Source organism: Oerskovia merdavium (assembly GCF_014836755.1).
Taxonomy (GTDB): Bacteria; Actinomycetota; Actinomycetes; order Actinomycetales; family Cellulomonadaceae; genus Oerskovia; species Oerskovia merdavium.
The window spans coordinates 49,148-74,782 of the sequence record NZ_JACSQF010000006.1 but is presented as its reverse complement, the minus strand read 5'-3'; the positions used below and the strand labels follow the sequence as shown (position 1 = coordinate 74,782).

The window sequence follows — 25,635 nt, the reverse complement described above, 5'->3', positions numbered from 1 at the left end:
GGCGGTCTCGGGCTAGCCTGGACGCGGGTCGAGAGGTGGCCCGCACGCACCGCAAAGGGTCCCTCGGAGGCCGACGATGCCCACGACCATCGCCCAGCTCATGTCCACGACGTTCTGCACGGTCGAGCAGAGCGCGACGGTCGCGAGCGTCGCGCGCGCGATGATCGACGAGGACGCCGGCGACGCGGTCGTGCTCGACGACGGGGACGTCGTGGGCATCCTCACCGACCGCAGCATCGTGCGCGCCCTGGCGGCCGACGCCTCGCCCGACCATCCCGTGGGCGGGCTGTGCACCGAGGACCTCGTGGTCCTCAGCCCCCAGGACCCCGCCCGGGAGGCCGTGCGGATCATGGAGCGCCACGCCCTGCTGCGCCTGCCCGTGATGGTCGGGGCCGAGCTCGTGGGGATCGTGCGGCTCTCCGACCTCGTGACCGCGATCGAGCGCGGGCTCGTCACCGTGACCGAGACCCAGGGCGCCGGGAGCCTGGAGGGCGCCTGAGCCGAGCCCGTGTGGGGTGCCCCGGGGCGACCCAGGCCCGGACTTTCGCGTGCGGGCGCGTAGCGTAGTCCCCGAGAGGTGGAGGACCGGCGCGCTGTGCACCGGACACCGGACACCCCCGAGCACGAACGGGTACGCAGGATGACGCAGGAGCTGCAGCAGACCACCACCACCGCCCCCTCGACGGTCGAGTACGGCACCGGGGTGAGCCCGGCCTCGGCCGTCGAGTCCTCCGTCGCGGCGGCTGCCCGCGCCCTGGCCGAGGAGCCGAGCCTCCAGGAGACTCTCGACCGGATCGTCGAGCTCGCGGTCGCCATGGTTGACGGCTGCGACGCGGCCGGGATCTCGCTCGTGACCCGCAAGGGGCAGATCGAGACCCCGGCGGCGTCCCACGCGCTCGCCCGACGCGGCGACGAGCTCCAGTACGCCCTCAACGAGGGGCCGTGCCTGGACGCGATCCGCGAGACCGACCTGGTGCGCACCGACGACCTGGCCACCGAGCCCCGCTGGCAGCGCTGGGCCGACCAGGTCCAGGACGAGCTGGGCGTGCGCTCGATGCTGTGCGTCCAGCTCTTCACGAGCGAGACCTCGCACGGCGCCCTCAACCTCTACTCCCGGTCCGTGGCCGCGTTCCCCGCCACGACGCTCTCGATGGTCTCGACGTTCGCCGCGGTCGCCGCGGCGGCCCTGACCGCGGCCCGCACCGAGGAGCAGCTCACGAGCGCGGTGCAGACGCGCACCGTGATCGGGCAGGCCCAGGGGATCCTCATGGAGCGCTACCAGCTCTCCGCGCAGCGCGCGTTCGGGGTCCTGAGCCGTGTCTCGCAGGACTCCAACGTCAAGCTCTACGACCTCGCGCGCCAGGTCGTCGAGACCCGGGTCCTGCCCCAGCGCCCCAGCGCCGACTAGGGGCCCGGGTGCCGCGGGACCTTCGGTCCACCACCGCACCACCGCACCACCGCGCCACGCAGCGGCGCGGCGCGGACCCGGCTCAGCCCGCGGCCGCGCCCTTGCGCCGGAAGAGCTGCGCCCCGCCCACGCGGCTCACGCTGCCGGGCTCGAGCGCCGCGAGGCACGCGTCGGCGCGGTCCTTCGCGTCCTCGCCCAGCCCGCCCGCGACGGACAGCGCGTCGAGCAGCTCGTGGGCCACGTCGGGCAGGCGGCGGCTGCTCTCGCTCGCGTGCACCACGAGCAGGTCCAGGGCCCCGTCGGAGTCCAGCCCGTGCGTGGCCATGAGCACGCCCTTGGCCTGGTCGACGACGGCGCGGTCCGCGAGCCCCACCGCGACCTGGCGGGTCACCTCCCGGCGCAGCGCGTCCTCGTGGGCCGCGGTGCTGTCCACGACCAGGCCCACGACCTCCACCACGGCCCCCGACGCGTCCCGGCGCCCCTGACCCGTGACGGTGACCGTCCTGGTCCGGCCCCGGGCGTCGACGATCCGGTGGCTGCAGCTGAAGGGACGCCCCGTGGTCCGCAGCATCGCGATCTCGCGCAGGACCGCGTCACGGTCGTCGGGGTGCTTGTGCGAGGCCAGCAGCGCGGCCGTGGGCGCGACCGATCCCGGTGCCAGCCCGTGCAGCAGGTACATCTCGTCGGACCACCACCACTCGCCCGTGCGCAGGTCCACGCGGTACTGCGCGGTGGGGTGCGCGCGCCCGATGCTCAGCGCCTCGGCCAGGGGGTCGCGCCGGCGACGGCGGGGGGTTCGTTCGGTCGTCATGAGGTCTCGCTCTCAGCACAAAGTGTCGAGGGGCCGCTTCCTGACTCCTAGGTGCCCCACCTTAGGCCCCGGCGAGCAGGAGAGCCAGCATGCCCTCGCGACCCGGCGACCCCACGGTGACCTCCTGACACCGCGGGCGCCCGCCTCACTCCTCGAGCGCGTGGTGCGGCGGCAGCGGGTAGAGCGTGTGCTCGGTGTGGTGCAGGACGTTCGTCACGAGCGCCCCCACGTGCTCGGTGGCCTGCGCGTAGTAGACGCTCGTGCCCTCCCGCCGCGAGGTCACCAGGTGGCCCGCACGGAGCTTGGCCAGGTGCTGGGAGACCGCGGGCACGGGCCGGTCGAGGGCCTCGGCGATGGCCGTGACCGACATCTCGGTGCCGGTCAGCATCTGCAGCACGGCCAGGCGCGTGCGGTCGGCGAGCAGCCGCAGCACCTCGACCGCCCGGTCGAGGTCGGCCTCGGGGGGAGCGGTGGGTCTGACGTCGCGCTGCGTGGTGGCCATCCCCCTCATGCTCCCACCTGAGCGCCCGACCGCGCGGCAGGCGCAGCGTCCGGGCCGGGTGCGTCGCCCCGCGCGCCAGGGACCGGCCACAGCGACCGCGCGGCCAGGGTCGCGCCGAGCGCGACCAGCGCGAGCACGCCGGCCGCCCACGACAGGCTGAGCGCCCCCAGCAGCCCCGCGAGCGGGTACGTCACCAGCCAGCACGCGTGGGACAGGGAGAACTGCGCGGCGAACGCGACGTGCAGGTCGTCGGGACCGACCGCCCGGCGCACCACGCGCCCCACGGGCGTCTCGACCGCGGACCAGCCGGCGCCGATCGCCGACCACGCGAGGGCCACCCCGACCAGGGCGACGTCCTGCGGGGCCGCGAGCACCAGCGGCACGACGGCGCAACCCACGCTCAGGAGGGCGGCTCCCCCGAGCATCACGCGCCGCTCGGGCACCGCGCGCAGCACACGGGGCAGGGCGAGCGCGGCGACCACCGACCCTCCGCCGCACACCGCCAGGAGGAGAGCGACGCCGTCGGGCCCGAGCCCCAGCACCTCCCGGGCCACCACGACGCTCTGGACCAGCACGAACGAGACCGCCGCCGCGACCGCCAGGTCGAGCGCGAGCACCGGACGCAGGGCGGGCGTGCGCACGAACAGCACCACGCCCCGGCGCAGCCGCCACCCGAACGAGCCCTCCGGTCCCGAGGGCGCACCCGCGGGCTCGTGCACCCGCCGCGGGAGCGCGACCGAGACCACGAGCAGCGCCGAGGCCCCGAACCCCACCGCGGTCCCCCAGAAGAGCTGGGACGGGCTCAGGACCAGCAGGAGCACGGCCGCGAGCGCCGGGGACGCCACGGCCTCCAGGTCGTAGGCCAGGCGCGAGAGGGACAGGGCCGAGGTGTAGTCGCGCTCGTCGGGCAGGACGTCGGGCACCACGGACTGGAACGTGGGGGTGAACGTGGCCGAGGCGCACTGCAGGATCACGACGAGGACCAGGACCTGCCAGACCTCGCCCACGAACGGCAGCGCCAGCGCGACGCCCAGGCGCACGAGGTCCGCCCCGACGAGCACCGCGCGGCGCGGCACGCGGGCGAGGAGGGCCGCGGCGAGCGGGGCCAGGACGACGTAGGCGACCATCTTGACGGTGAGGACGGTCCCGAGCACCGCGCCAGCGCGCGGCCCCGCGAGGTCGTAGGCGAGCAGGCCCAGGGCGACGGTCGCGACGCCCGTGCCCGCGAGCGCGACGACCTGGGCGGTGAACAGTCGCCGGTAGACCGGGTGGGACAGGGCGGAGAGCATGCCCCCATCATCCTGCTTGCTTGCGCAGTGATGCAACTATGCAACCAGTCGACCCGGATCCTCCCGGACGTGGGATCCTGGAGCCGTGTCCGACCTGACGTCCCGTCGTATCCCGCCCGGCCCCATCCTGCAGGCGCTGCGCACGCACCGCTTCCTGCCCGACTGGACGCTCGACGTGCCACAGCTCGCGTTCGAGCACGCGCTGGACCTCGCCGAGGGCGACCCACGACGCCTCGTGCTCGAGGAGGACGGCACGATCCGCGTGGAGAACTCCCCGCAGCCCTGAGGGCTAGACCTTGCCGTGCGGGTAGATGTCCGCGAGCACCGGCTCGAAGGGGCGCGAACGCAACGTCATGCCCGCCTCGAGGGGCGTCCGCCCGGCCTTGGCGCTGTTGCACGCCTCGCACGCGGCCACCGCGTTCATCCAGCTCGTGGGGCCGCCCTGGCACCGGGGCACCACATGGTCCATGGTCGTGGCGGGCGCACCGCAGTAGCCGCAGCGGTGCCGGTCCCGGCGCAGGAGCGCCGCCCGCGAGTAGGGGACCCGTCCCGTGCGCTCGTAGACCCAGCGGGTGTGGACGTAACGGACCAGCTCGACCGAGACGGGACGCTGGTAGGGGCCGAAGGTCTCGCCCTCGACGGCCTCGCGCACCGCGGCGACCCGCCGGTGCAGCATGCGGATCGCGTGCCCCAGCGAGACGCGGCCCAGGACCTGCCCGCCCCCCAGGTTGTAGATGAGGACCTCGCTCATCGACCGACTCCCGTCTGCGTCCCGTGGCGTCGAGGTCCTCGACGCCACGGGCGCTCGCGCTGCGTGCGGAGAGGGCGGGAATCGAACCCGCCCCACGGGACGCAGGTGCGTCCCGTCGCCCTCCTTGGCACATGCCTCTCCAGGGGTAGCCGCCCGACTGCAGACCGGGCGACTTGGGAACTCCACGCACACCACGGTTCCCCGTCGTGACCAGGTTCATGTGCCTGGCTCGCCGCGCTACCACTGTGGCGCGGTCTCGTGTGCGTCAGCTCGTGCGGGCCGCCGGGGCGGCACCTCATGAGAACGGGTCAGGAGCGGTGGCGTCCGGGCTGCCCCGTACGACGCCGGTCTCCTGACCGGACGATCACCACAGTAGCCTCCGCCCCCGGGGACACGGCAAGGGCTTTTCGGGGAGAGATCGCGCAGGAGCTCAACGCACGACGGCGCAGAGACCGTCGGCACGCGCCCGAGCGCCGACGCACCTGCCGCCACCACCCGCCGCGAGGGGTCGGTCTAGGCCCGGCACGTCCCGCAGACCCCGGACAGGGCCACGTGCGCGGGGGCGAGCGTGAAGTCGGCCGTCGTCGCGAGCCACGTCGTGACCGGGTCGAGCAGGTCGCCCGGCAGGTCGATGATGCGCCCGCACGAGCTGCAGATCGCGTGCAGGTGCTCGCGCGTCGGCTCGCCCGGGGCCAGGTGGTAGGCCGTTGCCCCTCCCCCGATGTGCACGTGCGTCACGACGCCCAGGGTCGTGAGCCGGTCCACGGTCCGGTAGATCGTCGCGCGGTGGATGCCCGGGTGCCGGGCCTCGACCCGGGCCGAGAGCTCGTCGGCGCTCGGGTGCCCCTCGCCCGTGGCGAGGACCTCCAGGACCGCGCGCCGCGCCTCGGTCACGCGGTGCCCACCCGCCCGCAACCGGTCCAGCGCGGCCTCGACGGGGTCGGCCCCCTCGGGGGCCGCACCGAGCACCCCGCCCGCTCGCGCTGGGCCGGACTCCCCCGGGCCCCCGGGCTCTCCGAGAACCTCGGCCCGGCGCGGGAGGCCGACGTCACCCTGCGCGTGCCCCTGCCCGGTCACAGCGCCGCGATCCCGTCACCGACCATCTTGGCGCCCAGCACCAGGAGCAGCACGGCCATGATGACCGCGTTGTTCTGGATCATCCAGGTCTTGAGCTCGTCGAGCAGGGTCGCTGCACGCGCGCCCATCGCGAGGTAGATCACCACGGGGGCGGCGACCCCGACGCTCGCCACGACGACGAACACCGCGAGAGCCCCGAGCTGCTCACCGGTCTGGGACGTCGCGGCAGCGATGGCCGCAGCACCCGAGACCACGAGCAGCAGGTTCTTGGGGTTGACCGCGCCGAGCAGGACCGCGAGCCCGAACGCCTTGACGGGCGTGAAGGCGTCGATCGCGCTCATCCACCTCGGCGTCTCGGGCGCCACCCCCGCGCGCGGGCGCCCTCGCCACTGCTTGAACGCGAGCAGCAGCAGCAGGACGCCCAGGACGATCTTGACGACGCTGGCCCACGTGGGCGGCCCGGACTCCGCAGGGGTTGCGGCCCCGGCCACGAGAAGCACGATCGACCCGAGCGCCGCGATCCCGACGATCCACCCCAGCAGGAACGAGAACCCGTTCGCCGTCGCCTTCCTGCTGACGAGCATCAGCACCACCGCCACGATCGGCATGGGGCTGATGAGAACACCCACCGCGATGGGCAGGGACTGACCGATGGCTGCGCCCACGGCACTTCCTCTCGTCGTGCGGCGGGCGCCGGGACGCCGCGCCGCGTTCGTGGTCCTGCTCTCGACCCGGGGCGCGCGCCCGGTCCGGACCGGTTCGGCCGAATCGGGCAGTGCCCCGCCGCACCGGTCACCCCGACCGTAGTGCCGCGCCTCCCACCCCGCGCGGGAAGGTTCCCCGCCCCGGCAGGCGCGCGGCGCCGTCGGGCCTTCAGGAGGCGGGCGCGCCCGCGGGTGCGGCGCCCGGCGCGCCGGGCGCCGCCGGACCGTCGCCGAGCGCCGCGTCGAGCGCGGTGTCGACGTCGGGGTAGGTGGGGGGCAGGTCGTCCGGCCCGACGGCGCCGCGCAGCACGTCGCGCACCTGGCCCACGTCACGTGCCAGCACCAGGCGAGCACCGACGCGGTCCAGGTCGCGGCGCAGGGTCGCGAGCATGTCGGCGGCCTCGACGTCGACGAACGGCACCGTCTCGGCGTCCAGGACCACGACCCGGGGCGAGGCCTCGGCGACCAGGCGCCGCACGGCCGCGCGCACCGTGTCGGCGTTGGCGAAGAACAGGCCCGACTCGACGCGGACCACGAGCGCCCCCTCGACGCCCTGGCCCCCGTCCTTGCCCGTGGCCACGCGCCGCGCCCGGTCGACCCACACGCCGTGCGAGTTGCGCACGAGCACGGCCACGTGAGGCCGTGAGGCACGCCCCAGGAGCAGGAACAGCGAGAGCACGATCCCGATCACCAGGCCCGGCAGGGTGTCGAACACCAGGACGCCCACGACGGCCGCGAGCGCCGCCCAGAAGTCGTGCCGGGCCGCCCCGCCGTACAGGTCCTTGGTCCGGGGCGTCGCGAGGCCGTACAGGCGGCGCAGCGCCTTGACGTCGACGAGCTCGATCACCGCGGCGATGACGACGGCCGCGAGCGTGGCCTCGGGCAGGGACTCGAACACGGGCGTGAGGAACAGCAGGGTGAGGATCGTCAGGGCCGCCGCGACCAGCCCCGAGACCTGGCTCTTGGCTCCCGCGCCGCCGTTGACGGCCGTCTTGGACAGGCTGCCGTTGACGACCATGCCGGACGCGAGGCCCGAGCCGACGTTGGCGGCGCCCATGCCGAGGAGCTCGCGGTTGGCGTCGATGTCGTAGCCCTCGCGCGAGGCGTACGTCTTGGCCGCTCCGAGGGCCTCGGCGAAGCCCACGAGCATGACGCCCGCCGCCGGGCCGATCAGGTCGGTGTAGGTGTTCCAGTCGATGCCCGTGGGCAGGCCGAGCGCGGGCAGGCCTGCCTGGATGGGGCCCAAGATGTCCACGCCGTCGTCGTCGAGCCCGAGCAGCAGGACGAGCGCGATCCCGATCCCGACCACGACGAGCGACCCGGGGACCTTGGGCAGCCAGTGCTTGAGCGCGAGCACCGCGGCCAGCGACCCGACGCCCAGGACCACGGTCAGGGGGTGCGCCGTGCCGAGCTCGGTGAGGATCGCCCAGAGCTTCTCGAAGAAGTTCCCCTCGCCCTTGTCGACGCCCAGGAGCGCGGGCACCTGCCCGATGACGATCGTCAGCGCCAGGCCCACGATGAAGCCCTTGAGCACGGGTTCGGAGATGAACGAGGCCAGGAATCCCAGGCGCGCGATGCCGGCGACCAGGCACAGGACCCCGGTCACGAGCGCGACCGCGGTGGTCAGCGCGACGAAGGCCGCGGTGTCGCCCGGGCGGAAGGCCGCGACCACGCTCGCGGACAGCGCCGCGGTCGCGGACATGGGCCCCACGATCAGGTGGCGCGAGCTGCCGAAGGCCGCGTAGAGGATCAGCGAGGGCACGGCCGCGTACAGGCCGACGACGGGCGAGACGCCCGCGATCGTCGCGTACGCGAGCGACTCGGGCACGAGCACGGCCCACACCGTCAGGCCGGCGACCACGTCACCGCGCAGCCAGGCCCCGCGGTATCCCTGGAGCGACGCGAACAGGAGGCGTGGTCGCGTGCTCGTGGTGCGTGGACCGGTGCTGTGCGGCATGCGCCCGCCTCTCTCCGCGAGGCGCCGGGCGCGCCTCACGGGTGAACGTATCGGCGCTGGGCGCCCTCGGCATCAGGAAGCCTCGCGTGCGGCCCGACGGCGCCGCTCACCGTGCACCGGTGCCTCGCCGTGCGCGGGGGCGCCTCCGGGGCTAGATGCCCAGCACCACCTTGGCGACCGAGAAGTAGATGATCAGGCCCAGGGTGTCGACGAACGTCGAGATGAAGGGTGCCGCGACGATCGCCGGATCGATGCCCGCGCGGCGCGCCAGGATCGGGATGCTCGACCCGACCGTCGTGGCGAGCACGCACACCCCCACGACCGTGACGGCGAGGACCTGCGCGATCGAGACGCCCGCGCCCCAGGTCGCGGGCCCGAACCCGACCGCGGCGAGCACCGTGCCGAGCAGCAGTCCCGTGAGCATCTCGCGGCCCACGACGCGCAGCAGGTCCCCGCGCCGGATGTCGCCCACGGCCAGGGCGCGGACCACGGTCGTGGCGGCCTGGGAGCCCGCGTTGCCGCCCGTGCCGATGAGCAGCGGGATGAACAGGGCCAGGGCCACGACCGTGTCGAGCTCGGCCTCGAAGTAGCTCTGGACACCGACCGTCAGGCTCGCCGCGACGATCAGCAGCAGGAGCCAGACGACCCGCGAGCGCACGAGCCCCAGGACCGAGACCGACAGGTACGGGCGGCGCAGGGGCTCGGAGCCACCCACGCGCGCGGAGTCCTCGTCGTCCTCGGCCTCGAGGATGCGCATCGCGTCGTCGACCGTGAGGACCCCCAGGAGCCGGTCCTCGTGGTCGACCACGGGCACCGCGACGTACCCGCCGTCGCGCACGACGTTCGCGGCGTGCTCCTGGTCGTCGGTCGCCTCGACCGTCACGGCCGGGGACATGACCTCCTCGACGGGGGTTCCGGGATCGCTCACGAGCAGCCTGCGCAGCGAGACCACGCCCTCCACGACGCGCCCGGGGCCCAGGACCGGCACGGTGTAGATGGTCTCGACGTCGTCCCCCGCCCGGCGCAGCGCGTCGAGCGCCCCCTCGACCGTGGTGCCCCGGCGCACCGAGGCGACCCGGGGCGACATGCGTCGGCCCGCGCTGTCCTCGGGGTAGCCGAGCAGCGCGGTCGTCAGCGCCCGTTCGTCGGGGCCGAGCCCCTCCAGGAGCCGGGCCGCGACGCCCGCGGGCAGCTCGTCGAGCAACGAGGCCCGGTCGTCGGGGTCGAGCGCGGCGAAGATCTCCGCGGTCGAGTCGGCGCGCAGCGCGTCGACGAGATCGGCCTGGATCGCCGGGTCGAGGTCCTCGAACACCTCGACCGCCCGGCCCTTGGGCAGCAGGCGGAACGCGACCGCGCGCCGATGGTCGCCCAGCCGTCCCAGCTCGTCGACGACCTCCTGGGTGTCCATGCCCGCGATGCGGTGCTGCAGGTCCTCCAGCTCGTGGGGTCGCTCGGTCCGGGCGTCGGGGTGTGCACGCATGGCCCCACCCTCTCAGGGGACCGACGGGTGCGGCCCGTCGAGGACGGGGCGCGAGACCGCGCGGGCCCCGGTGCGGAGGCTGCGGGCGGTGGGCGTGCCCGGCTCAGCGGCGCACGCGGTAGTGCACGTGCACGACCCCGCTCGCGAAGCGCCGCTCGTCCACGAGCTCGAGGTCGGTGCGCACACCGAGCGGGAAGCTCGCGAGCCCCCCGCCCAGCAGGACCGGGCGTACCAGGAGCCGCACCTCGTCGACCAGGCCGGCCGCGAGCGCCGCGGCGGCGAGGGTCGGTCCCCCGAGGCCGACCTCGGTGCCGGCGCCCGCCACGAGGTCTCGGACCGCCTGCGGGTCGAAGGTCCGTTCCAGTCGCGTGCGGGGGGCCGAGACCTCGGTGAGCGTGGTCGAGTAGACGACCTTGTCCGTCTCGCGCCACTGGGCGGCGAAGTCGCGCGTCCCGGGCGAGGGGTCGTCGAGCATGGCCGGGTCGTCCCAGACGGCCATGACCTCGTACAGCCGGCGGCCGAACAGGTAGGTCCCCACGGGGCGCTCGAGGTCGTTGATGAACGCGAGCACCTCCTCGTCGGGGAAGCTGAACTCGAACGAGCCCGACGTGTCGGCGACGTAGCCGTCGAGCGAGGTGTTGCTCGTGTACGTCAGCAGTCCCACGGTTCCTCCTCGGTGAGGGCCCTAGGCGTGACCGGGGGGCGCGTCACGGGGCGGCGCGTGGTGGCGGGGGCTGTGCCGGGTCCGCAGGTAGCGGGTGCCGCCGACCACCCCGAAGAGCAGCGCGAGCACGAGCAGCAGGAACGGCAGCACCGGGGCGCCCGTCGTGACCAGGAGCGCGGCCAGGACGAACGAGCCGAGCGCGAGCCAGAGCACGTTCCCGACGGGTCTGGGTTCGCTCGGGCCGACCATGGTCCCCTCCTTGCGCTCGCGCCCTCTCAGCCTACTCCGGGGCCGTCGGGCTGGCGCCTGAGCGGACGCCGGGAGCGCGCGCCGCGGCGGGCCGGGCGGGCAGGCACCGTGCTGTTCGCGTCCCTTTCTGGGACGTGAGGGGGCGCCCGCTCACGCGCCCGGGTCCTCGGGCCAGTCGTGCTTGGGGTAGCGCCGCCGCAGCTCGGCGCGGACCTGGGCGTACCCGGTCCGCCAGAACGACTCGAGGTCGGCGGTGATCGCCGCGGGGCGCCGCGCCGGGGACAGCAGGTGCAGCAGGACGGGCACCCGGCCGTCGGCGACGCGTGGGGTCGCGCGCCACCCGAACGCCTCCTGGACCTTGACCGCGAGCACGGGCTGCTCGCCCGTGTAGTCCACGCGTGCGCTCTTCCCGCCGGGCAGGTCCACCCGGACCGGCGCGAGCTCGTCGAGCCTGCCCGCAGCGGGCCAGGGCAGGAGCCTGCGCAGCGCGCCGGTCAGGTCGAGGCGCTGGAGGTCGGCGGCCGTGCGGACCCGGGCGAGGTCGGGCCCGAGCCACGCATCGAGGCCCGCGAGCAGCGCGTCGTCGGACACGTCGGGCCACGGGTCGCCCAGGGCGCGGTGCAGGAACGCGAGCCGGCGCCGCAGCTCGTGCGCGGGCTCGCGCCACGGCAGGACGCCCAGGCCGTCGCGCTCGAGCCCTGTCCGCAGCGCCGCGACGACCTGGTCGGCGGGTGGGTCGGTGATCTTCTGCGAGGAGATCTCGATCGCGCCCAGCCGCGTGGTGCGCCGAGCGTGGATGCGCCCGCCCGTCCAGCTCACGTGCTCGTCCTCGCGCAGCGCGGCGGACGCGGCCTCGTAGGCGAGGTCCTCGTCGATCGGTGCGGCCGAGCGGATCGTCGCGTCGCGCCGGCCCGCGCCGCGGTCGGCGTCGGCGACCGCGAGCCAGTCGTAGCCCGCGAGCGGGGAGCCCGGCGGGAGCGCGGCACCGGTGCCCGACGCCATCAGGTACGTGGCACCGTTCGGGCGCCGGCGCGCGACCCGGTCCGGGTGCGCGAGCGCGACCACGAGCCCCACGGCCAGGTCGAGGCTCAGGTCCGCGCGCCCCCGGCCCGCGCCGCGGGCGCCGCGTCCCGGCAGCAGTCGTTCGAGCCGCTCGGCCTGCGCGCGCCACGACCCGCTCGCCGGGCCGCCGCGTCGTGCGTCCCGCAGGGCCGCGACGAGGTCCGCCCCGGGCGCACGCACGTCGTCGGACAGCAGGGCGACCACCTCGGCGGCGAGCCGCGGCCCGACGACGTCGCTCGCGTCCAGGAGGGCGCGCGCGAGCCGCGGGTCGGCCGGGACGCGCGCGATCTCGCGCCCCCGGGGCGTGACGGCCCCGTCGGCGGTGACCGCGCCGAGCGACTCGAGCGTCGCGCGGGCGACCGCCATCGCGGCCGCGGGAGGAGGGTCCAGGAGCGCGAGGTCCGCGCCGTCGGGACTTCCCCAGCACGCGAGCTCGAGCGCGAACGCGACGAGGTCGGCCGTGAGGATCTCCGGCACGGGGTGCGCCACGAGCTGGGCGTGCTCGCCCGGGGACCAGCACCGGTAGACCGCGCCCGGGCCCTCGCGCCCCGCGCGCCCGGCCCGCTGCTCGGCCGCCGCCCGGCTCACGCGCACGGTCACGAGGCCCGCGAGCCCGCGACGGTGGTCGGTGCGGGGCTCGCGCGAGAGCCCCGCGTCGACGACCACCCGCACGCCGGGCACCGTGAGCGAGGACTCCGCGACGGCCGTGGAGACCACGACCCGACGGCGTGGGCCCGGGGTCAGCGCGAGGTCCTGCTCGCGCGCGGGCAGCCTCCCGTGAAGGGGGCGCACGTCGGCGTCGATGCCACCGAGCCGGCGTGCCACCCCGTCGACCTCGCCCGCGCCGGGCACGAAGACGAGCACGTCGCCCGGCTGCTCGGCCAGCGCGCGGCGCGTGGTGGCCGCGACGTGGTCGAGGAAGGCCCGGGGGACGCCGCGCTCGTCCAGGCGCGGCCCGGGCGGGGGCGCCCAGACCTCCCGGACGGGGAACAGGCTGCCGTCGGCGACCACCACGGGCGCCGGGGAGCAGTCGCCCAGCAGGTTCGCGGTGCGCTCGGCCTCGATCGTCGCGGACATCGCGACGAGGGCCAGGTCGGGGCGCAGGTTCGCCCGGACGTCCACGAGCAGCGCGAGGGTCAGGTCGGCGTCGAGGTGACGCTCGTGGACCTCGTCGAGGACCACGACGTCCACCCCGGCCAGCTCCGGGTCACGCTGCAGGCGCCGCAGCAGCACGCCCGTCGTGACCACCTCGATGCGCGTCTCGGGGCCCGTGCGCGACTCGCCGCGCACCGAGAAGCCGACCGTGCGCCCGACGGGCTCGCCCAGCAGGTGCGCGAGGCGACGCGCCGCGGCGCGGGCCGCGATCCGGCGGGGCTGGGTCACGACGACCCGCGACGAGCCCGCGAGCGAGGCTCCCGTGCCCCCGGGCCGTGCGGACGTCGACATGCCCGCGAGCGCGGGCGGGACAAGGGTCGTCTTGCCCGTGCCGGGAGGTGCCTGGAGCACCGCGACGCCCCGGGCACGCACCGCGTCGACGAGCTCGCCCAGGTGGTGGCGGACCGGGAGATCGGGCGGCGAGGCGAGCAGGCGGGCGATCGGGTCCAGGTCCACGGGGTTCATTGTCCCCTGGCCGACCCGCCCCGCCTGCGCGCGGGCGGGTCAGCGCCCCGAGGCCTCGGCGAACACGTGGAGCAGGGGCGTGCGCAGGCCCACCGTCTGCCGCGTGAGGAGGTCGACGACGGTCGGGGCGGACGCCCGGGCCACGCAGAGCTCGACGCGCAGGCGGCGCGCGAAGCGCACGGGCTCGGAGGACTCGCGGAAGCGCAGCGACGGCGGGTCGGCCACGACCTCGTTGACCTCGGTGACCTGGATCGCCCAGGCTCCCGCGGTCTCGAGCGAGGTCGTGAGGGCGTCGAGATCGGCCGAGTCGAACGTCGCGGTGAGGACCACGGCGTCGGGCGTCGAGGGCGTCTCCGACGTCGTCGTCGAGGCCACCGGAGCCGGGACCGGGTGCTCGGCCGGGGCGACCGTCCCCGCCCCGCCCGGCGTCCCGGCGGAGCCCGCCGCCGACAGCCCCGAGACCTGGCCCAGCGTGTAGGCGTTCGCACCCTGCTCGACCTCGTCCATGCCGAACTCGTGCCCCGGGGCCACCTTGAGGCCGACGGTCTTCTGGACGGCCAGCGCGATGAGGAGCGTCACGACGAACGAGAACGCGATCACGACGACCAGGGCGATCGCCTGCGCACCCAGCAGGTCGGCGCCACCACCGAAGAACAGCCCGTCGGCACCCGCCGCGTTGATCGCGTGCGACCCGAAGAGCCCCAGCAGGAGCGAGCCGAGGATGCCGCCCACGAAGTGCACGGCGATGACGTCGAGCGCGTCGTCGAACCGGAAGAACGTCTTGAGGCCGAGCGCGAACGTGCACACCACGCCGGCCGCCAGGCCGATGACGAGCGAGGAGAGCGTGCTGACGTAGCCCGCGCACGGCGTGATCGTCGCGAGGCCCGCGACCCCGCCCGTGATCGCACCGATCACCGTGCCCTTGCCCGTGCGCAGACGCTCCATGACGAGCCACGCGCCCATGGCGGCCGCTCCTGCGACGTGCGTGTTGAGGACCGCCTGCGCCGCGACGCCGTCGCCCTGGAGCGAACCGCCGCCGTTGAAGCCGAACCAGCCGAACCACAGGATCCCTGCGCCCGCCACGGCGAGCGGGATCGAGTGCGGGATCGACCCCGCGGCCAGCCCTGCCTGCGTCCCACGACCACGAGGACCGCGAGCGCCGCTGCCCCCGCGGCCGCGTGCACGACGATCCCGCCCGCCCAGTCCTGGGCGCCGATCCCGACGAGCCAGCCGTCGGGGTTGAAGAGCCAGTGAGCGACGAACGGGTAGACGAGCACCGACCACAGGGCGAGCGTGACGACCCAGCCGACGGTCTTGAGCCGCCCGACGGTCGCGCCGGTCAGGAGCGCCGGGGTGATGATCGCGAACATCATCTGGAAGGCCACGAACGCGAGCGTCGGGATCGCCACGTCGCCGTCGACGGCGTGCAGCGCGGGCGTCGGGGCCGTGTCGAGCCCCGTGAGCCCGAACAGCCCGAGGTCGCCCATGAACCCGTTCCCGATGTCGTCACTGAACGCGATGCTGTACCCGACCAGGATCCAGGTCAGCGAGATCACGGCGATGGGCACCAGGTTCTGCTGCATGATCGCGAGCACGTTGCCGCGCCGGACCAGGCCCGCGTAGAACAGGGCGAGTCCCGGCATCATGAACAGCACGAGGGCCGCCGAGACGAGCACCCAGACGGTGTCGCCGCTGTCGATCACCAGCTCGGACATGAGACCTCCCGCAGGACGGCTCGGGGCGCCTCCTGGCACCCCGGGACTGGGGCGCGCGTCCTCCGCACGGCGACGCGCGAGACAGATCTTGGAGCGGACCGGCTCCCCTGGGCCCCTGCGCGCCACGGGCGGCTCCGGTCCGTGCGAGCATCGCACGAGATCGGCCCGCGCGACATCGGAGCACGGGCGTCCCGGCACCGGGGCGCACGGCCCGGCGCCGGCCCGAGAGGGCGCTAGTCTGGGCGGACGCGCGGGACGGTGCCCGCCAGGTCACGAGGGTCGGAGGTGGAGACGTGCGGACAGCCCAGGCGCTGCGCGAGCGCTTCGACCACCTGACCACCGCGTCCGCGGCCCGGACCGTCGCGACGGTGCCGCTCGTGCTCGTGCTGGCGCTCGCCGTCGGGCACTCGCTCGGGACCACGTCGCTCGGCGCCGTGCTCTCCCTGCTCGGTGCCGCGACCCTCGCGGCGACCGCGGGTGTCCTCGGGGTCGCGCTCGCGTCCGTCGCCGTGGCCGTCCTGCTGCTCCTGACGATCCCTGTCGCAGCCGAACCGGTGCCCCTGGCGGCACCGGTGCGCCAGCAGAGCCCGACGACCCCCGGACGGCCACGGCCGCGGGCACCGGGAGCCCTCGTGCTCCCGCGCACCGCCTGATCCCCCAGACGTCCTGAGCCGTTCGCGGCCCGGGTGCTGCGGACGCGGCGCGGGAGCTCCATGCTCCCCTCCCCTCCGTCCCGCAGGAGTCCGCCGTGCCCGTCCTCGACACCCTCACCCATGCCCTCTCCACGCTCGTCCACCCGCTCCAGCTCGTCGTCGCCTGGATCCTCGTCCACCTCCACGGCGCCCTGACCTCGCTCGGCCTGGACCCCGCCGGAGGCGCGGGGTGGAGCCTCGCGATCGTCGGCCTCGTCGTGGTCGTCAAGCTGCTGCTCGTCCCGCTCGTCGTGGCCCAGGTCCGTGGCATGCGTGCCATGCGGCTGGCCTCGCCCGAGATCCGCCGCATCCAGGAGAAGTACCGCGGCCGGACCGACGCCGCGAGCCGCGACGCGGCCCGGCGCGAGCAGCAGGAGCTCATGACCCGCACCGGGGCGAACCCGCTCGCCGGCTGCCTGCCCGTGCTCGTGCAGGCGCCGGTCCTCTTCGCGCTGTACTCGGTGCTCTCGGGCATCGGTCGCCAGACGCCCGTGGGCGCGCTCACGGGCGACCTCGTCCGCCAGGCCGACGCCGCGACGCTCCTCGGTGCCCCGCTCTCCGGGACGCTGACCGGCGCGCTGGGTGGCGCCGCCGGTCTGCTCGGCGTCCTGGTCCCCGCCGTCCTGATCGTCCTCATGTACGCCGCGCAGGTCCTGACCCAGCGTCTGAGCGCGCGCGACAACCCGCCCGCCGACCCCACGAACCCGCTCGCGCGGCAGCAGGGCGTGCTCGCGTTCGTGCTCCCCGCGGTCTCGGCCGTGGTGGCCGTCGGCTTCCCCGTCGGAGTGGTCCTGTACTGGGCCACGTCCTCGCTGTGGGGGCTCGGGCAGCAGCTCGTGGTCGGGCGGCTCCTGCCGTCGGGCGGGCAGGAAGGGTCACCGGCGCCTCGGACCTCGGTGACCGGATCCCCAGCGCCCGAACCCACCGCGACGCCACGCGCCGGCGGTCAGCGACCACAGCCGCGTCGGGGCACGACGCGGAGGGGACGCCGGGGCTGAGGCCGGTCGGTGCATCTCGTGCGGAAGGGAGCATGGCTTGGAGGAGAGCGCCGCGAGGGCGCGGGAGTGCGAGCGCCTGCCCGGTCGCCCGGCACCGGACCCCGTCAGGATCCCGTCAAGACACCTTGACATCGACGGGACCGCGGCAGGTTGATGGAGGGATGAGGACGAGGTCGCGCAGGACCGCCCTGGTGGTGACGGCGGCGCTGGCCGCCCCGTTGGTGGTGTGCGCTGTGCTCGCACCGTTCCGGGACGACGTGGCGAACACCAACGTCGCTCTGGTCCTGGTGCTCGTCGTGGTGGGCGCCGCGGCCACCGGGCGCAGGACCGCCGGGATCGGCGCGGCCCTGTCGAGCGGGGTGTGGTTCGACTTCTTCCTCACCGAGCCGTACCACCAGCTCACGATCACCGACCGGACCGACGTCGAGACGACCGTCCTGCTGCTGCTGGTGGGCGTGTCCGTCACCGAGATCGCCCTGTGGGGCCGGCGTGAGCAGGCGCGGTCGAGCCGTCGCGTGGGCTTTCTCGCCGGGTTCGTGTCCTCGGCTCGCCTGGTCGCTGCGGCCGACACCCCGCCGTCGGTCCTGATCACTCATGTCCAGCGACAGATCGTCGAGGCGCTCGACATCGACGAGTGCCGCTTCGACACGGCCACCGGTGGCGCCCACCCGCGGCTGCACGCGGACGGCAGCGTGACCAGCGGCGGGAGCCTCGTCGACGTCGAGCGCGACGGTCTGCCCACCGGTGACCGGATCGAGCTGCTGATCGAGCACGCCGGGACCGTCCACGGCCGCTTCCTCCTCGACGCGACGACGCGGGTGCGGCGCCCCGACGTCGACCAGCGCGTCATCGCCGTGACCCTCGCCCAGCTCGTCGGCGCGGCCCTCGCCACCCCGCGGAGCGGCGATCGCCGCACCTAGCCCACGAGAGTGCGTGCCGGACGCACGCCCGCGTGTCGTGGCGACCTGGGCCCGCCGTGCGCCGTGCGCCGACGGCTCAGTCGCGCGAGACCACGACGCTCGCGCTGTGCCCGCCGAAACCGAACGCGTCGACCAGGGCGTGGCGCGCCGTCGTCGGGCGTGCCGCCCCTCGCACCACGTCGAGGTCGATCGCCGGGTCCAGCTCGTCGACGTTGAGCGTGGGAGGGACGAGCCCGTCGCGCAGCGCGAGCAGCGCGGCGACGACCCCGAGCGACCCCGAGGCTCCCAGCAGGTGCCCCGTGGCCCCCTTGGTCGAGGTCACGGGCGGGGGCTCGCCCAGCGCAGCCCGCAGCGCGGCCGCCTCGTTGAGGTCGCCCACAGGCGTCGACGTGGCGTGCGCGTGCACCAGGCCGAGGTCGCCGGGCGCCAGGCCCGCCGAGCGCAGCGCGAGCGAGATCGTGCGCGCCTGGTTGTCCGGGTCGCCGCCCACGATGTCGAACGCGTCCGACGTGAGCGCGGCCCCCGAGACCGCGCCCAGGATCCGCGCGCCGCGCGCTCGCGCGTGCTCCTCGCTCTCCAGGACGACGACGGACGCCCCCTCGCCCATGACGAACCCGTCGCGCGCGACGTCGAACGGGCGCGAGGCCCGCCCCGGCTCGTCGTTGCGCGTCGACATCGCCCGGGCCTGGGCGAACGCGGCGATCGAGAACGCCTGGACTCCGGCTTCCACTCCCCCGCACACGACCACGTCGGCCGTGCCCGCGAGGATCATCTCGCGCCCCATGACGATCGCCTCGACCCCCGCAGCGCACGCGCTGACGGGCGCACGCGCGCCGGCCCGGGCGCCCAGGTCGATCGAGAGCCAGGCCGCGGGTCCGTTGGCCATGAGCATCGTCACCGCGTGCGGCGAGACCCGTCGGTGCCCCTGCGTCTCGAGCACACGGCTCTGCTCGAGCGTCGTGGCGATCCCGCCGTTGGCCGATCCCACCGCCACCGCGAGACGCGTGGGGTCGACCTCGGGGCTGCCGGCGTCGGCCCAGGCCTCCCGGCCCGCGACGAGCGCGAGCTGCTCGGCCCGGTCGGTCCGGCGTCTGATCCGCACGCCGAGCGGGTCGGCGAACGCGTCGTCCACCCGTGCCGCGATGCGGACCGGCAGCTCGCGTGCCCAGGCGTCGTCCACCGCCCGGACCCCCTGCTCGCCGCGCAGCAACGCGTCCCACGTCCCCGGCGCCGTCGACGACAGCGGTGTCACCGCGCCGACCCCTGTCACCACTGCTCGCGTCATGAGGCTCTCCCGTCACCTGTCCCACGGCGTCTCCTCGACCCTGGTCGCAGGCTAGGACAGGCGTACCGGTCGCGCGCCGCGAACCGCCCGTGCGTGAGCACCGTCACTCCGCGCTCGCCCCGTCCCGTCGGAGCCGGACGCCGACGACGACGCCGGAGACCCGACGCGGGCTAGGCGACGGCGAGGGCCATGACGTGCTGCGTCCTGCCGTTCGCGTCGACGTACGCGCCGCGGTCGGCGAACCCCGCGCGGGAGTACGCACGCCGCCCGGCGACGTTGTCCGCATCGACGACGAGGACGACCGACGCGAACGGTTCCCGGCCGAGCCGCTCGGCCAGGTGAGCCACGAGCGCCGGCAGAGAGGCGGCCACCGAGGACCCGACCCCGACCCCCTGATGGTGCCGGTCGACGAGGAAGCCCCGGAACACCACGACGTCCTGCGGACGGGCGCCGTCGAGCCGGTCGAGCATCTCGCCGGACGCGCCGCCCGGGTGCAGGACCCCGACCCCCGCGACCTGGCCCTCGCGCCGGACGACCAGCACGTACCGGTCGGCGTCCGCCTCGGCGAGCGTCAGGATCTGGTCGGCGGACGCCGAGAACACGTCCTGCCCGGGAGCACCCGTGACGTCCCGCAGGGCGCGCAGCAGACCGGCCCGCGAGCGGGCGTCGCCCGCGAGGTCGTCGAGGAACGAGACGTCGATGCTCGTCGACCGCCCGGTTCCGCTCGCCACCCGGCGACCCTACGTCGGCACCGCACGCTCACGAAGCCCTGACGCGGTCGCCGGGAGCGCCCTACCCTCGAACTCATGACAACGCCGTCGTCCAGCAACGAGCGCCCCCTCGAACCCGACATCGTGACCGACCTGCGCGACCGCATGACCTACGGCTCGTACCTGCACCTGGACAGGCTCCTGGACGCCCAGGTCCCGGTCAGCGCGCCCGTCCACCACGACGAGATGCTCTTCATCGTCCAGCACCAGACGACCGAGCTCTGGCTCAAGCTGGTCCTGCACGAGCTGGCGTCGGCGCGCGAGCTCATCGCGGCCGACGACCTGCAGTCCGCGCTCAAGCGCATCGCCCGGGTCAAGCACGTCCAGCGCACGCTGACCGAGCAGTGGTCGGTCCTGGCGACGCTCACCCCGAGCGAGTACGCGCAGTTCCGGGGCTTCCTGGGCAGCTCGTCGGGGTTCCAGTCGCACCAGTACCGTGCGGTCGAGTTCCTGCTGGGCAACAAGAACGCACGCATGCTGACGGTCTTCGCCTCGGACCCGGCGGCGCACGAGCTGCTCGAGCGGCTCCTGCACGAGACGAGCGTCTACGACGAGTTCCTGCGCTGGCTCGCGCGCCACGGGCACGACGTACCAGCCAGGGTCCTCGGGCGGGACGTCACGCAGGCGCACACCCTGGACGAGGACCTCGTCGAGACCTTCCGCGCGATCTACGAGGACCCCGAGGGAAACTGGCTCGCCTACGAGAGCTGCGAGGAGCTCGTCGACCTCGAGGACAACTTCCAGCTCTGGCGCTTCCGGCACATGAAGACCGTGCTGCGCATCATCGGGACCAAGCGGGGCACGGGAGGGTCGAGCGGCGTGGGCTTCCTCGAGAAGGCCCTCGACCTGACGTTCTTCCCCGAGCTCTTCGCGGTCCGCACCGAGATCGGCCGGCAGTGACGCCGGGCCGCGCGGCGGCGTCCGGCGGAGCGGGCAGGTCCGCGAGCGCCGTCGGGTTCTCGGTCGACGCCCGCTGGGAGCGGGGCGCGGGATGGTCGGGCCCGACGGCGCTCGTCGCCACCGAGCGCGGCGTCCGGCCCGCGACGGGTGCGGACCCGGCGCCGGGCCGCCACCTGCCGGGCACGGTGCTCCCGGGGCTGACCGACGCGCACGTCCACCTGGCCCTGGTCGACCCCGCGGCCTTGCGCCGGGGCGGGCTGGCCGCGGTCGACGACCTGGGCGGGAACCCAGACGTGCTCGCGGAGCTGGCCCGGACGCCGGGCCTGCCCGTCGTCCGCTACGCGGGGGCCTTCCTCACGGCACCGGGCGGGTATCCCTCGGACAGGTCCTGGGCCCCTTGCGGTGCGGTCGAGGAGGTCGCGGGCCCCGCGCCCGCCGTGTCTGCGGTCGACCGTCAGGTCGCGGCCGGGGCGTCCTTCCTCAAGGTGGTGCTGCACCCGGGCGCAGGTCCCGAGCTCGACGACGAGACCCTCGGCGCGATCCTCACACGGGCCCGCGCGCACGGTCGGCCCGTCGTCGCGCACGTCGAGGGCGAGGGGCAGGCCCGCCGCGCCCACGAGGCCCGCGTCGACCGGCTGGCCCACGCACCGTTCACCGAACGCCTGCCCGACGACCTGGTCGCTGCCATGGCGCGCGCGCAGCAGTGGATCAGCACGCTCGACATCCACGGCTGGGAGAGCCCGACCCGCGAGCAGGACGTCGCGCTCGACAACCTGTCGCGGTTCGCCGCGGCCGGCGGGACGGTCGTCTACGGCACCGATCAGGGTAACGGGCCGCTCCCGGCGGGGGTCGATCCGCGCGAGCTGTGCGCGCTGGGTGCCGCGGGCCTCGCGGCCGACGACCTGCTGCGCGCCCTGACGTCGACGCCCGTCGCGACGTCGACCACCTACGTGCCCGGCCCCCGGCCCGACCCGGACGCACCACCCGCGGCCGTCGCCGCATGGCTCGCGAGCGCCGTGGTCCTCACGACCTCCGACCTGGTCGGCTCGCCGCCCCCTCCGCCCGAACCCCTCGGAAAGGCCCACCCGTGACCGACTCCCCCGCTCCCGTGACCTCCCGCACGGGCTCGCCCGCCCAGCGCGCGGCCCTCCTCGACGACGCCGACCCGCTCGCGCGCTTCACGGACGCGTTCGTGGCGTCCGACGACGTCGTGGCCTATCTCGACGGCAACTCGCTCGGGCGCCCCACGCGCGCGAGTGCCGACCGTCTGGCCCGCTTCGCGACCGAGCACTGGGGAGCGCGCCTCATCCGCGGCTGGGACGAGTCCTGGTACGAGCTGCCGCTGAGCGTCGGCGACCGGATCGGGGCGACCGTGCTGGGCGCGGCGCCCGGCCAGACGTTCGTGGGCGACTCGACGACCGTGATCCTCTACAAGCTCGTGCGCGCCGCGCTCGACGCCCGCCCGGGCCGGACCGAGATCGTGCTCGACAGCGGGAACTTCCCCACCGACCGCTTCGTGCTGCAGGGCGTCGCGGCCGAGCGGGGCGCGACCCTGCGCTGGATCTCACCGGCGCACGACGGCGGCGTGACCGCCGAGCAGGTCGCGGACGCCGTCGGGCCCCGGACGGCGCTCGTGGTCCTCAGCCACGTCGCCTACCGCTCCGGACATCTCGCCGACGCCCCGACGATCACGCGTCTCGCCCACGACGCCGGCGCGCTCGTGCTGTGGGACCTGTGCCACTCGGCGGGGTCGGTCCCGGTCGAGCTCGACGCGTGGGACGTGGACCTCGCAGCGGGCTGCACCTACAAGTACCTCAACGGCGGCCCCGGCTCGCCCGCGTTCGGCTTCGTCCGCTCGGACCTGCAGGCGACGCTGACCCAGCCGATCCAGGGCTGGATGGGCAGCGCCGCCCCGTTCGAGATGGGTCCCGAGTACGCACCGCACCAGGGGGTCCGCCGGTTCCTCAGCGGGACGCCCGCGGTCGTGGGGATGCTCGCGATGCAGGACATGCTCGACCTGCTCGCCGACGCCGGGATGGACGAGGTCCGGGCCAAGTCGGTCCGGCTCACCGCGCTCGCGCTCGACCTCGTGGACGAGCTGCTGGTCCCGCTCGGGGTCACGGTCGCCTCGCCCCGCGACGCGGACCGGCGCGGCAGCCACGTGACGATCGACCACGCCCGGTTCGAGCACGTGCTCCCCCGGCTCTGGGAGCAGGGGATCATCCCGGACTTCCGTCGACCCGACGGGCTGCGGCTCGGCCTGTCCCCGCTGTCCACGCGCTTCGACGAGGTGCGGATCGGCGTCGAGGCGATCCGTGCGGCGCTGCTCGAGGGCCCCGGCGGGCCCTGACCCGCAGCACCGGCGGGGCCGTCCCCCGGTCTCCCCGGTTGTCGGGCCCCTCGGCCGGTGCCACCCTGGGAAGGTCGAGTACCCGGGACCTCCCGAGGGGAAGGCGCGCCCATGTTCGGCAGCATCGCTCGGACGGTGATCGCCCACCCGTGGCGCGTCATCGGTACCTGGATCGTCCTGGCCGCCGCCGTCATCGCGTTCGCGCCGAGCCTCGACGACTACACCACGGGCAACCAGCAGTCGTTCCTGCCGAGCACGTTCGAGTCGGTCGAGGCGCAGGACGCCGGCGACGAGAACTTCCCGGCCCAGTCGGGGGCGACCGGCAGCCTGGTCGTCGTCCGCGACGACGGCGCGGCGCTGACCACCGCGGACCAGGGCACCGTCGCGGCGCTCGCGACCACCCTGCAGTCCGACGCGATCCCGGGCGTGGTCTCGGTCCAGGAGACCCCGCAGTCGCTCTCGCCGGACGGGCTCACCGCGGCGCTCTCGGTCGCGTTCGACGGCCAGCCGGGCGACGAGGCGGTCGACGACGCCGTCCCCGCGCTGCGGACCGCGTCGGACGAGGCCCTCGCGGGGAGCGGGCTCACGAGCGCGCTCACGGGCAACGCCGCGATCCAGGTCGACACGACCACGGCCTACGCGAGCGCCGAGCGGACCATCACGATCGCGACCGTGCTGCTCATCGTGCTGCTCCTGGGCCTCGTCTTCCGCAGCCCCCTGATCGCGGTGATCCCGATCGTCGTGATCGGCGTCGTGCTCTCGGTCGTCACGGGCCTCACGGCCCTGCTGGCCGACCTGCTCGACTTCCAGGTGAGCGACACCCTGCAGCCCATCCTCGTCGTGGTCCTGTTCGGGATCGGCACCGACTACATCGTGTTCGTCCTGTTCCGCTACCGCGAGCACCTGCGCCGAGGCGAGTCGCACCGCGAGGCGCTCGAGGTCTCGGTGGGCGTCGTGGGCCGCGTCGTGGCCTCGTCGGCGCTGACCGTGATCGGCGCGTTCGCGGGCTGCTGTTCGCGCGGCTCGAGTCGCTGAGCACGCTGGCGCCGGGGCTGATCGTGGCCGTGGCCGTCATGCTCCTCACCGCCCTGACCCTGATCCCCGCGCTGTTCGCGCTGCTCGGCCGGTCCTTGTTCTGGCCGCTCGGCCCCGGGCACGAGCCCGCGCGCAGCCCGTTCGCCGCGGTGGGGTCCTTCACGGCGCGCCGCCCGCTCGTCCCCGCGCTAGGCGTCGGGGTGGTGCTGGTGGTCCTGACGCTCTTCGCCTCGGGGTACAAGGCGACCTGCGACACGCTCGACGAGCTCCCCGCGAGCACCGCCTCGCGCCAGGCGTACGCGACGCTCGACGCCTCGTTCCCCGCCGGGGCGCTGAGCCCCACGCAGGTCTACGTCGTGGGCTCGGCACCCCTCGACCCGACCGCCCTGACCACGCTCGCGACGAACCTCGCCGCGGTCCCCGGCGTCTCGAGCGTCGCCCCGCCCACGGTCACGACCGACGGCACGGCCGCGCTGGTGACCGTGGTGCTCGCGGACGACCCGTACTCCGACGCCGCCATGGCGACCGTCGAGGGCCCGTTGCGCGACGCCGCGCACGGGTCGGTGCCGGGGGCCGAGGTGTACGTGGGCGGGCAGACGTCCGCGTTCGTCGACGTGCGCGACCAGCTCCGCGCCGACACCGGGCGCGTGTTCCCGATCGCCGCCGTCATCATCGTGGTGATCCTCGGCCTGCTCCTGACCGCGCTCCTGGGGGCCGTCAACCTGCTCGTGTGCGTGGCCCTGACGTTCACCGCGACGCTGGGCGCGGTCGTCCTGCTCTACCTGCACGCGCTGGGCTATGCGGGCATCGACTTCTCGATCCCGATCGTGCTGTACCTGTTCGTCGTCGCGATCGGCACGGACTACAACATCCTGATCGCCGCGCGCATGCACGAGGAGTACCGCGCCGGGGCGAGCCCGCGCGAGGCCGCGCGCCTCGCGATCACGCACGACGCGCCCACGGCCTCGGCGGCCGGGATCATCCTCGCGTGCACGTTCGCCTCGCTCATGCTCACGGGCATCGCGAACCTCGCCGAGCTCGGGTTCGGGGTCGCGGTGGGGATCGTCGTCGCGGCGTTCCTCATGGCCCCGCTGCTGGTCCCGGCGCTGTCCGCGCTCGAGGGACGCGCGTTCTGGTGGCCGACCCGCCGGCACGCCGCCTCCGGGCAGGTGCCGGCGCAGGCAACCTCGCAGGCAGCAGGCCAGGAGCAGGAGCCGGCGGCGCAGGACCCGACCCCGGGCACCTCCCCCGCGTCCTGACCGCCAGGGCACGTACCCCGGCGAACGCGGGCTCCCGGCTCCCGACCTTCCGGACGGGAGCCGGGGACACGCCGTCGGGCCTCTCGCCGGGCAGTGCTCCGGCGAGAGGCCCTACGAGAGGCCGGGGGGGGGGGGGG

General features: G+C 74.9%; 23 protein-coding genes and 2 pseudogenes. 11 read left to right on the top strand and 14 right to left on the bottom strand.

Annotated features, from left to right (window positions below; translation table 11 throughout):
* Positions 1-76 precede the first annotated feature (76 nt).
* Both H9641_RS07390 and H9641_RS07385 read left to right on the top strand, forming a co-directional pair.
* Positions 77-499, top strand: a complete 423-nt coding sequence (locus H9641_RS07390) for a CBS domain-containing protein (RefSeq protein WP_056651841.1) — start codon at positions 77-79, stop codon at positions 497-499.
* A gap of 141 nt (positions 500-640) precedes the next feature.
* Positions 641-1,408: a GAF and ANTAR domain-containing protein gene (locus tag H9641_RS07385; protein ID WP_082608952.1), complete on the top strand. Its 768-nt coding sequence runs from the start codon at positions 641-643 to the stop codon at positions 1,406-1,408.
* Positions 1,409-1,490: 82 nt separating this feature from the next.
* On the opposite strand, the gene H9641_RS07380 is transcribed toward H9641_RS07385, so the two are convergent.
* The 3 genes from H9641_RS07380 to H9641_RS07370 all read right to left on the bottom strand — a co-directional run bounded on the left by H9641_RS07380 (position 1,491) and on the right by H9641_RS07370 (position 4,010).
* Positions 1,491-2,219, bottom strand: a complete 729-nt coding sequence (locus tag H9641_RS07380; protein WP_191802409.1) for a PAS and ANTAR domain-containing protein — start codon at positions 2,217-2,219, stop codon at positions 1,491-1,493.
* Between the two features lie 145 nt (positions 2,220-2,364).
* Entirely contained in the window at positions 2,365-2,721 is a 357-nt protein-coding gene (locus tag H9641_RS07375; protein ID WP_191802407.1) for an ArsR/SmtB family transcription factor, read from the bottom strand.
* 5 nt (positions 2,722-2,726) lie between these two features.
* Positions 2,727-4,010, bottom strand: a complete 1,284-nt coding sequence (locus H9641_RS07370) for an MFS transporter (protein ID WP_191802405.1) — start codon at positions 4,008-4,010, stop codon at positions 2,727-2,729.
* A gap of 85 nt (positions 4,011-4,095) precedes the next feature.
* Between H9641_RS07370 and H9641_RS07365 the strand changes: the two genes are divergently transcribed.
* Positions 4,096-4,296, top strand: a complete 201-nt coding sequence (locus tag H9641_RS07365) for a hypothetical protein (RefSeq protein ID WP_191802403.1) — start codon at positions 4,096-4,098, stop codon at positions 4,294-4,296.
* Positions 4,297-4,299: 3 nt separating this feature from the next.
* Here H9641_RS07365 and H9641_RS07360 read toward each other — a convergent pair whose 3' ends face one another.
* From H9641_RS07360 to H9641_RS07320, 9 genes and pseudogenes are all read right to left on the bottom strand, one after another.
* A complete protein-coding gene (locus tag H9641_RS07360; protein WP_191802401.1) occupies positions 4,300-4,761 on the bottom strand; it encodes an HNH endonuclease in 462 nt (153 codons plus the stop codon).
* A gap of 513 nt (positions 4,762-5,274) precedes the next feature.
* Positions 5,275-5,838 (bottom strand): Fur family transcriptional regulator, encoded by a 564-nt coding sequence (locus tag H9641_RS07355; RefSeq protein WP_318244439.1) that lies wholly within the window; start codon positions 5,836-5,838, stop codon positions 5,275-5,277.
* Complete coding sequence (locus H9641_RS07350) at positions 5,835-6,503, bottom strand: GAP family protein (RefSeq protein ID WP_191802399.1); 669 nt, start codon at positions 6,501-6,503, stop codon at positions 5,835-5,837. The genes H9641_RS07355 and H9641_RS07350 overlap by 4 nt, the downstream gene beginning before the upstream one ends.
* A 208-nt stretch (positions 6,504-6,711) precedes the next feature.
* Positions 6,712-8,499 (bottom strand): SulP family inorganic anion transporter, encoded by a 1,788-nt coding sequence (locus tag H9641_RS07345; protein WP_191802397.1) that lies wholly within the window; start codon positions 8,497-8,499, stop codon positions 6,712-6,714.
* 151 nt (positions 8,500-8,650) lie between these two features.
* Positions 8,651-9,979 (bottom strand): magnesium transporter, encoded by a 1,329-nt coding sequence (gene mgtE, locus H9641_RS07340; protein ID WP_191802395.1) that lies wholly within the window; start codon positions 9,977-9,979, stop codon positions 8,651-8,653.
* Between the two features lie 103 nt (positions 9,980-10,082).
* On the bottom strand, positions 10,083-10,643 hold the full coding sequence (locus tag H9641_RS07335; protein WP_191802393.1) for a dihydrofolate reductase family protein: 561 nt from the start codon (positions 10,641-10,643) through the stop codon (positions 10,083-10,085).
* A 21-nt stretch (positions 10,644-10,664) separates the two neighbouring features.
* Positions 10,665-10,892 (bottom strand): hypothetical protein, encoded by a 228-nt coding sequence (locus H9641_RS07330; RefSeq protein ID WP_191802391.1) that lies wholly within the window; start codon positions 10,890-10,892, stop codon positions 10,665-10,667.
* Between the two features lie 150 nt (positions 10,893-11,042).
* Positions 11,043-13,574: an ATP-dependent helicase HrpB gene (hrpB, locus tag H9641_RS07325; RefSeq protein WP_191802389.1), complete on the bottom strand. Its 2,532-nt coding sequence runs from the start codon at positions 13,572-13,574 to the stop codon at positions 11,043-11,045.
* Positions 13,575-13,613: 39 nt separating this feature from the next.
* A pseudogene (locus H9641_RS07320) lies at positions 13,614-15,217 on the bottom strand (ammonium transporter).
* 365 nt (positions 15,218-15,582) lie between these two features.
* Here H9641_RS07320 and H9641_RS07315 point away from each other — a divergent pair.
* From H9641_RS07315 to H9641_RS07305, 3 genes are all read left to right on the top strand, one after another.
* On the top strand, positions 15,583-15,942 hold the full coding sequence (locus H9641_RS07315; protein WP_191802388.1) for a hypothetical protein: 360 nt from the start codon (positions 15,583-15,585) through the stop codon (positions 15,940-15,942).
* A gap of 95 nt (positions 15,943-16,037) precedes the next feature.
* On the top strand, positions 16,038-16,979 hold the full coding sequence (gene yidC / locus H9641_RS07310; protein ID WP_191802386.1) for a membrane protein insertase YidC: 942 nt from the start codon (positions 16,038-16,040) through the stop codon (positions 16,977-16,979).
* 32 nt (positions 16,980-17,011) lie between these two features.
* A complete protein-coding gene (locus H9641_RS07305; RefSeq protein ID WP_318244438.1) occupies positions 17,012-17,899 on the top strand; it encodes a DUF4118 domain-containing protein in 888 nt (295 codons plus the stop codon).
* A 76-nt stretch (positions 17,900-17,975) separates the two neighbouring features.
* Here H9641_RS07305 and H9641_RS07300 read toward each other — a convergent pair whose 3' ends face one another.
* Together H9641_RS07300 and H9641_RS07295 are read right to left on the bottom strand one after the other, a co-directional pair.
* Complete coding sequence (locus H9641_RS07300; RefSeq protein ID WP_191802382.1) at positions 17,976-19,184, bottom strand: beta-ketoacyl-[acyl-carrier-protein] synthase family protein; 1,209 nt, start codon at positions 19,182-19,184, stop codon at positions 17,976-17,978.
* A gap of 170 nt (positions 19,185-19,354) precedes the next feature.
* The gene (locus H9641_RS07295) at positions 19,355-19,915 is read right to left on the bottom strand and encodes a GNAT family N-acetyltransferase (protein ID WP_191802380.1); all 561 of its coding nucleotides are present in this window, start codon (positions 19,913-19,915) and stop codon (positions 19,355-19,357) included.
* Between the two features lie 75 nt (positions 19,916-19,990).
* Between H9641_RS07295 and H9641_RS07290 the strand changes: the two genes are divergently transcribed.
* The 5 genes and pseudogenes from H9641_RS07290 to H9641_RS20065 all read left to right on the top strand — a co-directional run bounded on the left by H9641_RS07290 (position 19,991) and on the right by H9641_RS20065 (position 25,498).
* A complete protein-coding gene (locus tag H9641_RS07290) occupies positions 19,991-20,854 on the top strand; it encodes a tryptophan 2,3-dioxygenase (RefSeq protein WP_191802378.1) in 864 nt (287 codons plus the stop codon).
* Positions 20,851-21,945, top strand: coding sequence for an amidohydrolase family protein (locus H9641_RS07285; RefSeq protein ID WP_191802376.1), 1,095 nt, complete (start codon positions 20,851-20,853; stop codon positions 21,943-21,945). The genes H9641_RS07290 and H9641_RS07285 overlap by 4 nt, the downstream gene beginning before the upstream one ends.
* Positions 21,942-23,204, top strand: a complete 1,263-nt coding sequence (locus H9641_RS07280; protein ID WP_318244437.1) for a kynureninase — start codon at positions 21,942-21,944, stop codon at positions 23,202-23,204. Before H9641_RS07285 ends, H9641_RS07280 begins: the two co-directional genes overlap by 4 nt.
* Positions 23,205-23,315: 111 nt before the next feature.
* Positions 23,316-24,358: pseudogene (locus H9641_RS20070) on the top strand (MMPL family transporter); the annotation flags it as partial.
* Positions 24,359-24,388: 30 nt separating this feature from the next.
* Positions 24,389-25,498 carry an MMPL family transporter gene (locus H9641_RS20065; protein ID WP_404821929.1) on the top strand — a complete coding sequence of 370 codons (1,110 nt, stop codon included), beginning with the start codon at positions 24,389-24,391 and terminating at the stop codon, positions 25,496-25,498.
* The last annotated feature ends 137 nt before the right edge of the window (positions 25,499-25,635 follow it).

Coding starts and splice junctions, on each gene's coding strand:
- H9641_RS07305 (WP_318244438.1), top strand. CDS start 17,012: ATGGCTTGGAGGAGAGCGCCGCGAGGGCGCGGGAGTGCGAGCGCCTGC.
- H9641_RS07330 (WP_191802391.1), bottom strand. CDS start 10,892: ATGGTCGGCCCGAGCGAACCCAGACCCGTCGGGAACGTGCTCTGGCTC.
- H9641_RS07375 (WP_191802407.1), bottom strand. CDS start 2,721: ATGGCCACCACGCAGCGCGACGTCAGACCCACCGCTCCCCCCGAGGCC.
- H9641_RS07385 (WP_082608952.1), top strand. CDS start 641: ATGACGCAGGAGCTGCAGCAGACCACCACCACCGCCCCCTCGACGGTC.
- H9641_RS07290 (WP_191802378.1), top strand. CDS start 19,991: ATGACAACGCCGTCGTCCAGCAACGAGCGCCCCCTCGAACCCGACATC.
- hrpB (WP_191802389.1), bottom strand. CDS start 13,574: ATGAACCCCGTGGACCTGGACCCGATCGCCCGCCTGCTCGCCTCGCCG.
- H9641_RS07380 (WP_191802409.1), bottom strand. CDS start 2,219: ATGACGACCGAACGAACCCCCCGCCGTCGCCGGCGCGACCCCCTGGCC.
- H9641_RS07370 (WP_191802405.1), bottom strand. CDS start 4,010: ATGCTCTCCGCCCTGTCCCACCCGGTCTACCGGCGACTGTTCACCGCC.
- H9641_RS07300 (WP_191802382.1), bottom strand. CDS start 19,184: ATGACGCGAGCAGTGGTGACAGGGGTCGGCGCGGTGACACCGCTGTCG.
- H9641_RS07360 (WP_191802401.1), bottom strand. CDS start 4,761: ATGAGCGAGGTCCTCATCTACAACCTGGGGGGCGGGCAGGTCCTGGGC.
- H9641_RS07345 (WP_191802397.1), bottom strand. CDS start 8,499: ATGCCGCACAGCACCGGTCCACGCACCACGAGCACGCGACCACGCCTC.
- H9641_RS07390 (WP_056651841.1), top strand. CDS start 77: ATGCCCACGACCATCGCCCAGCTCATGTCCACGACGTTCTGCACGGTC.
- mgtE (WP_191802395.1), bottom strand. CDS start 9,979: ATGCGTGCACACCCCGACGCCCGGACCGAGCGACCCCACGAGCTGGAG.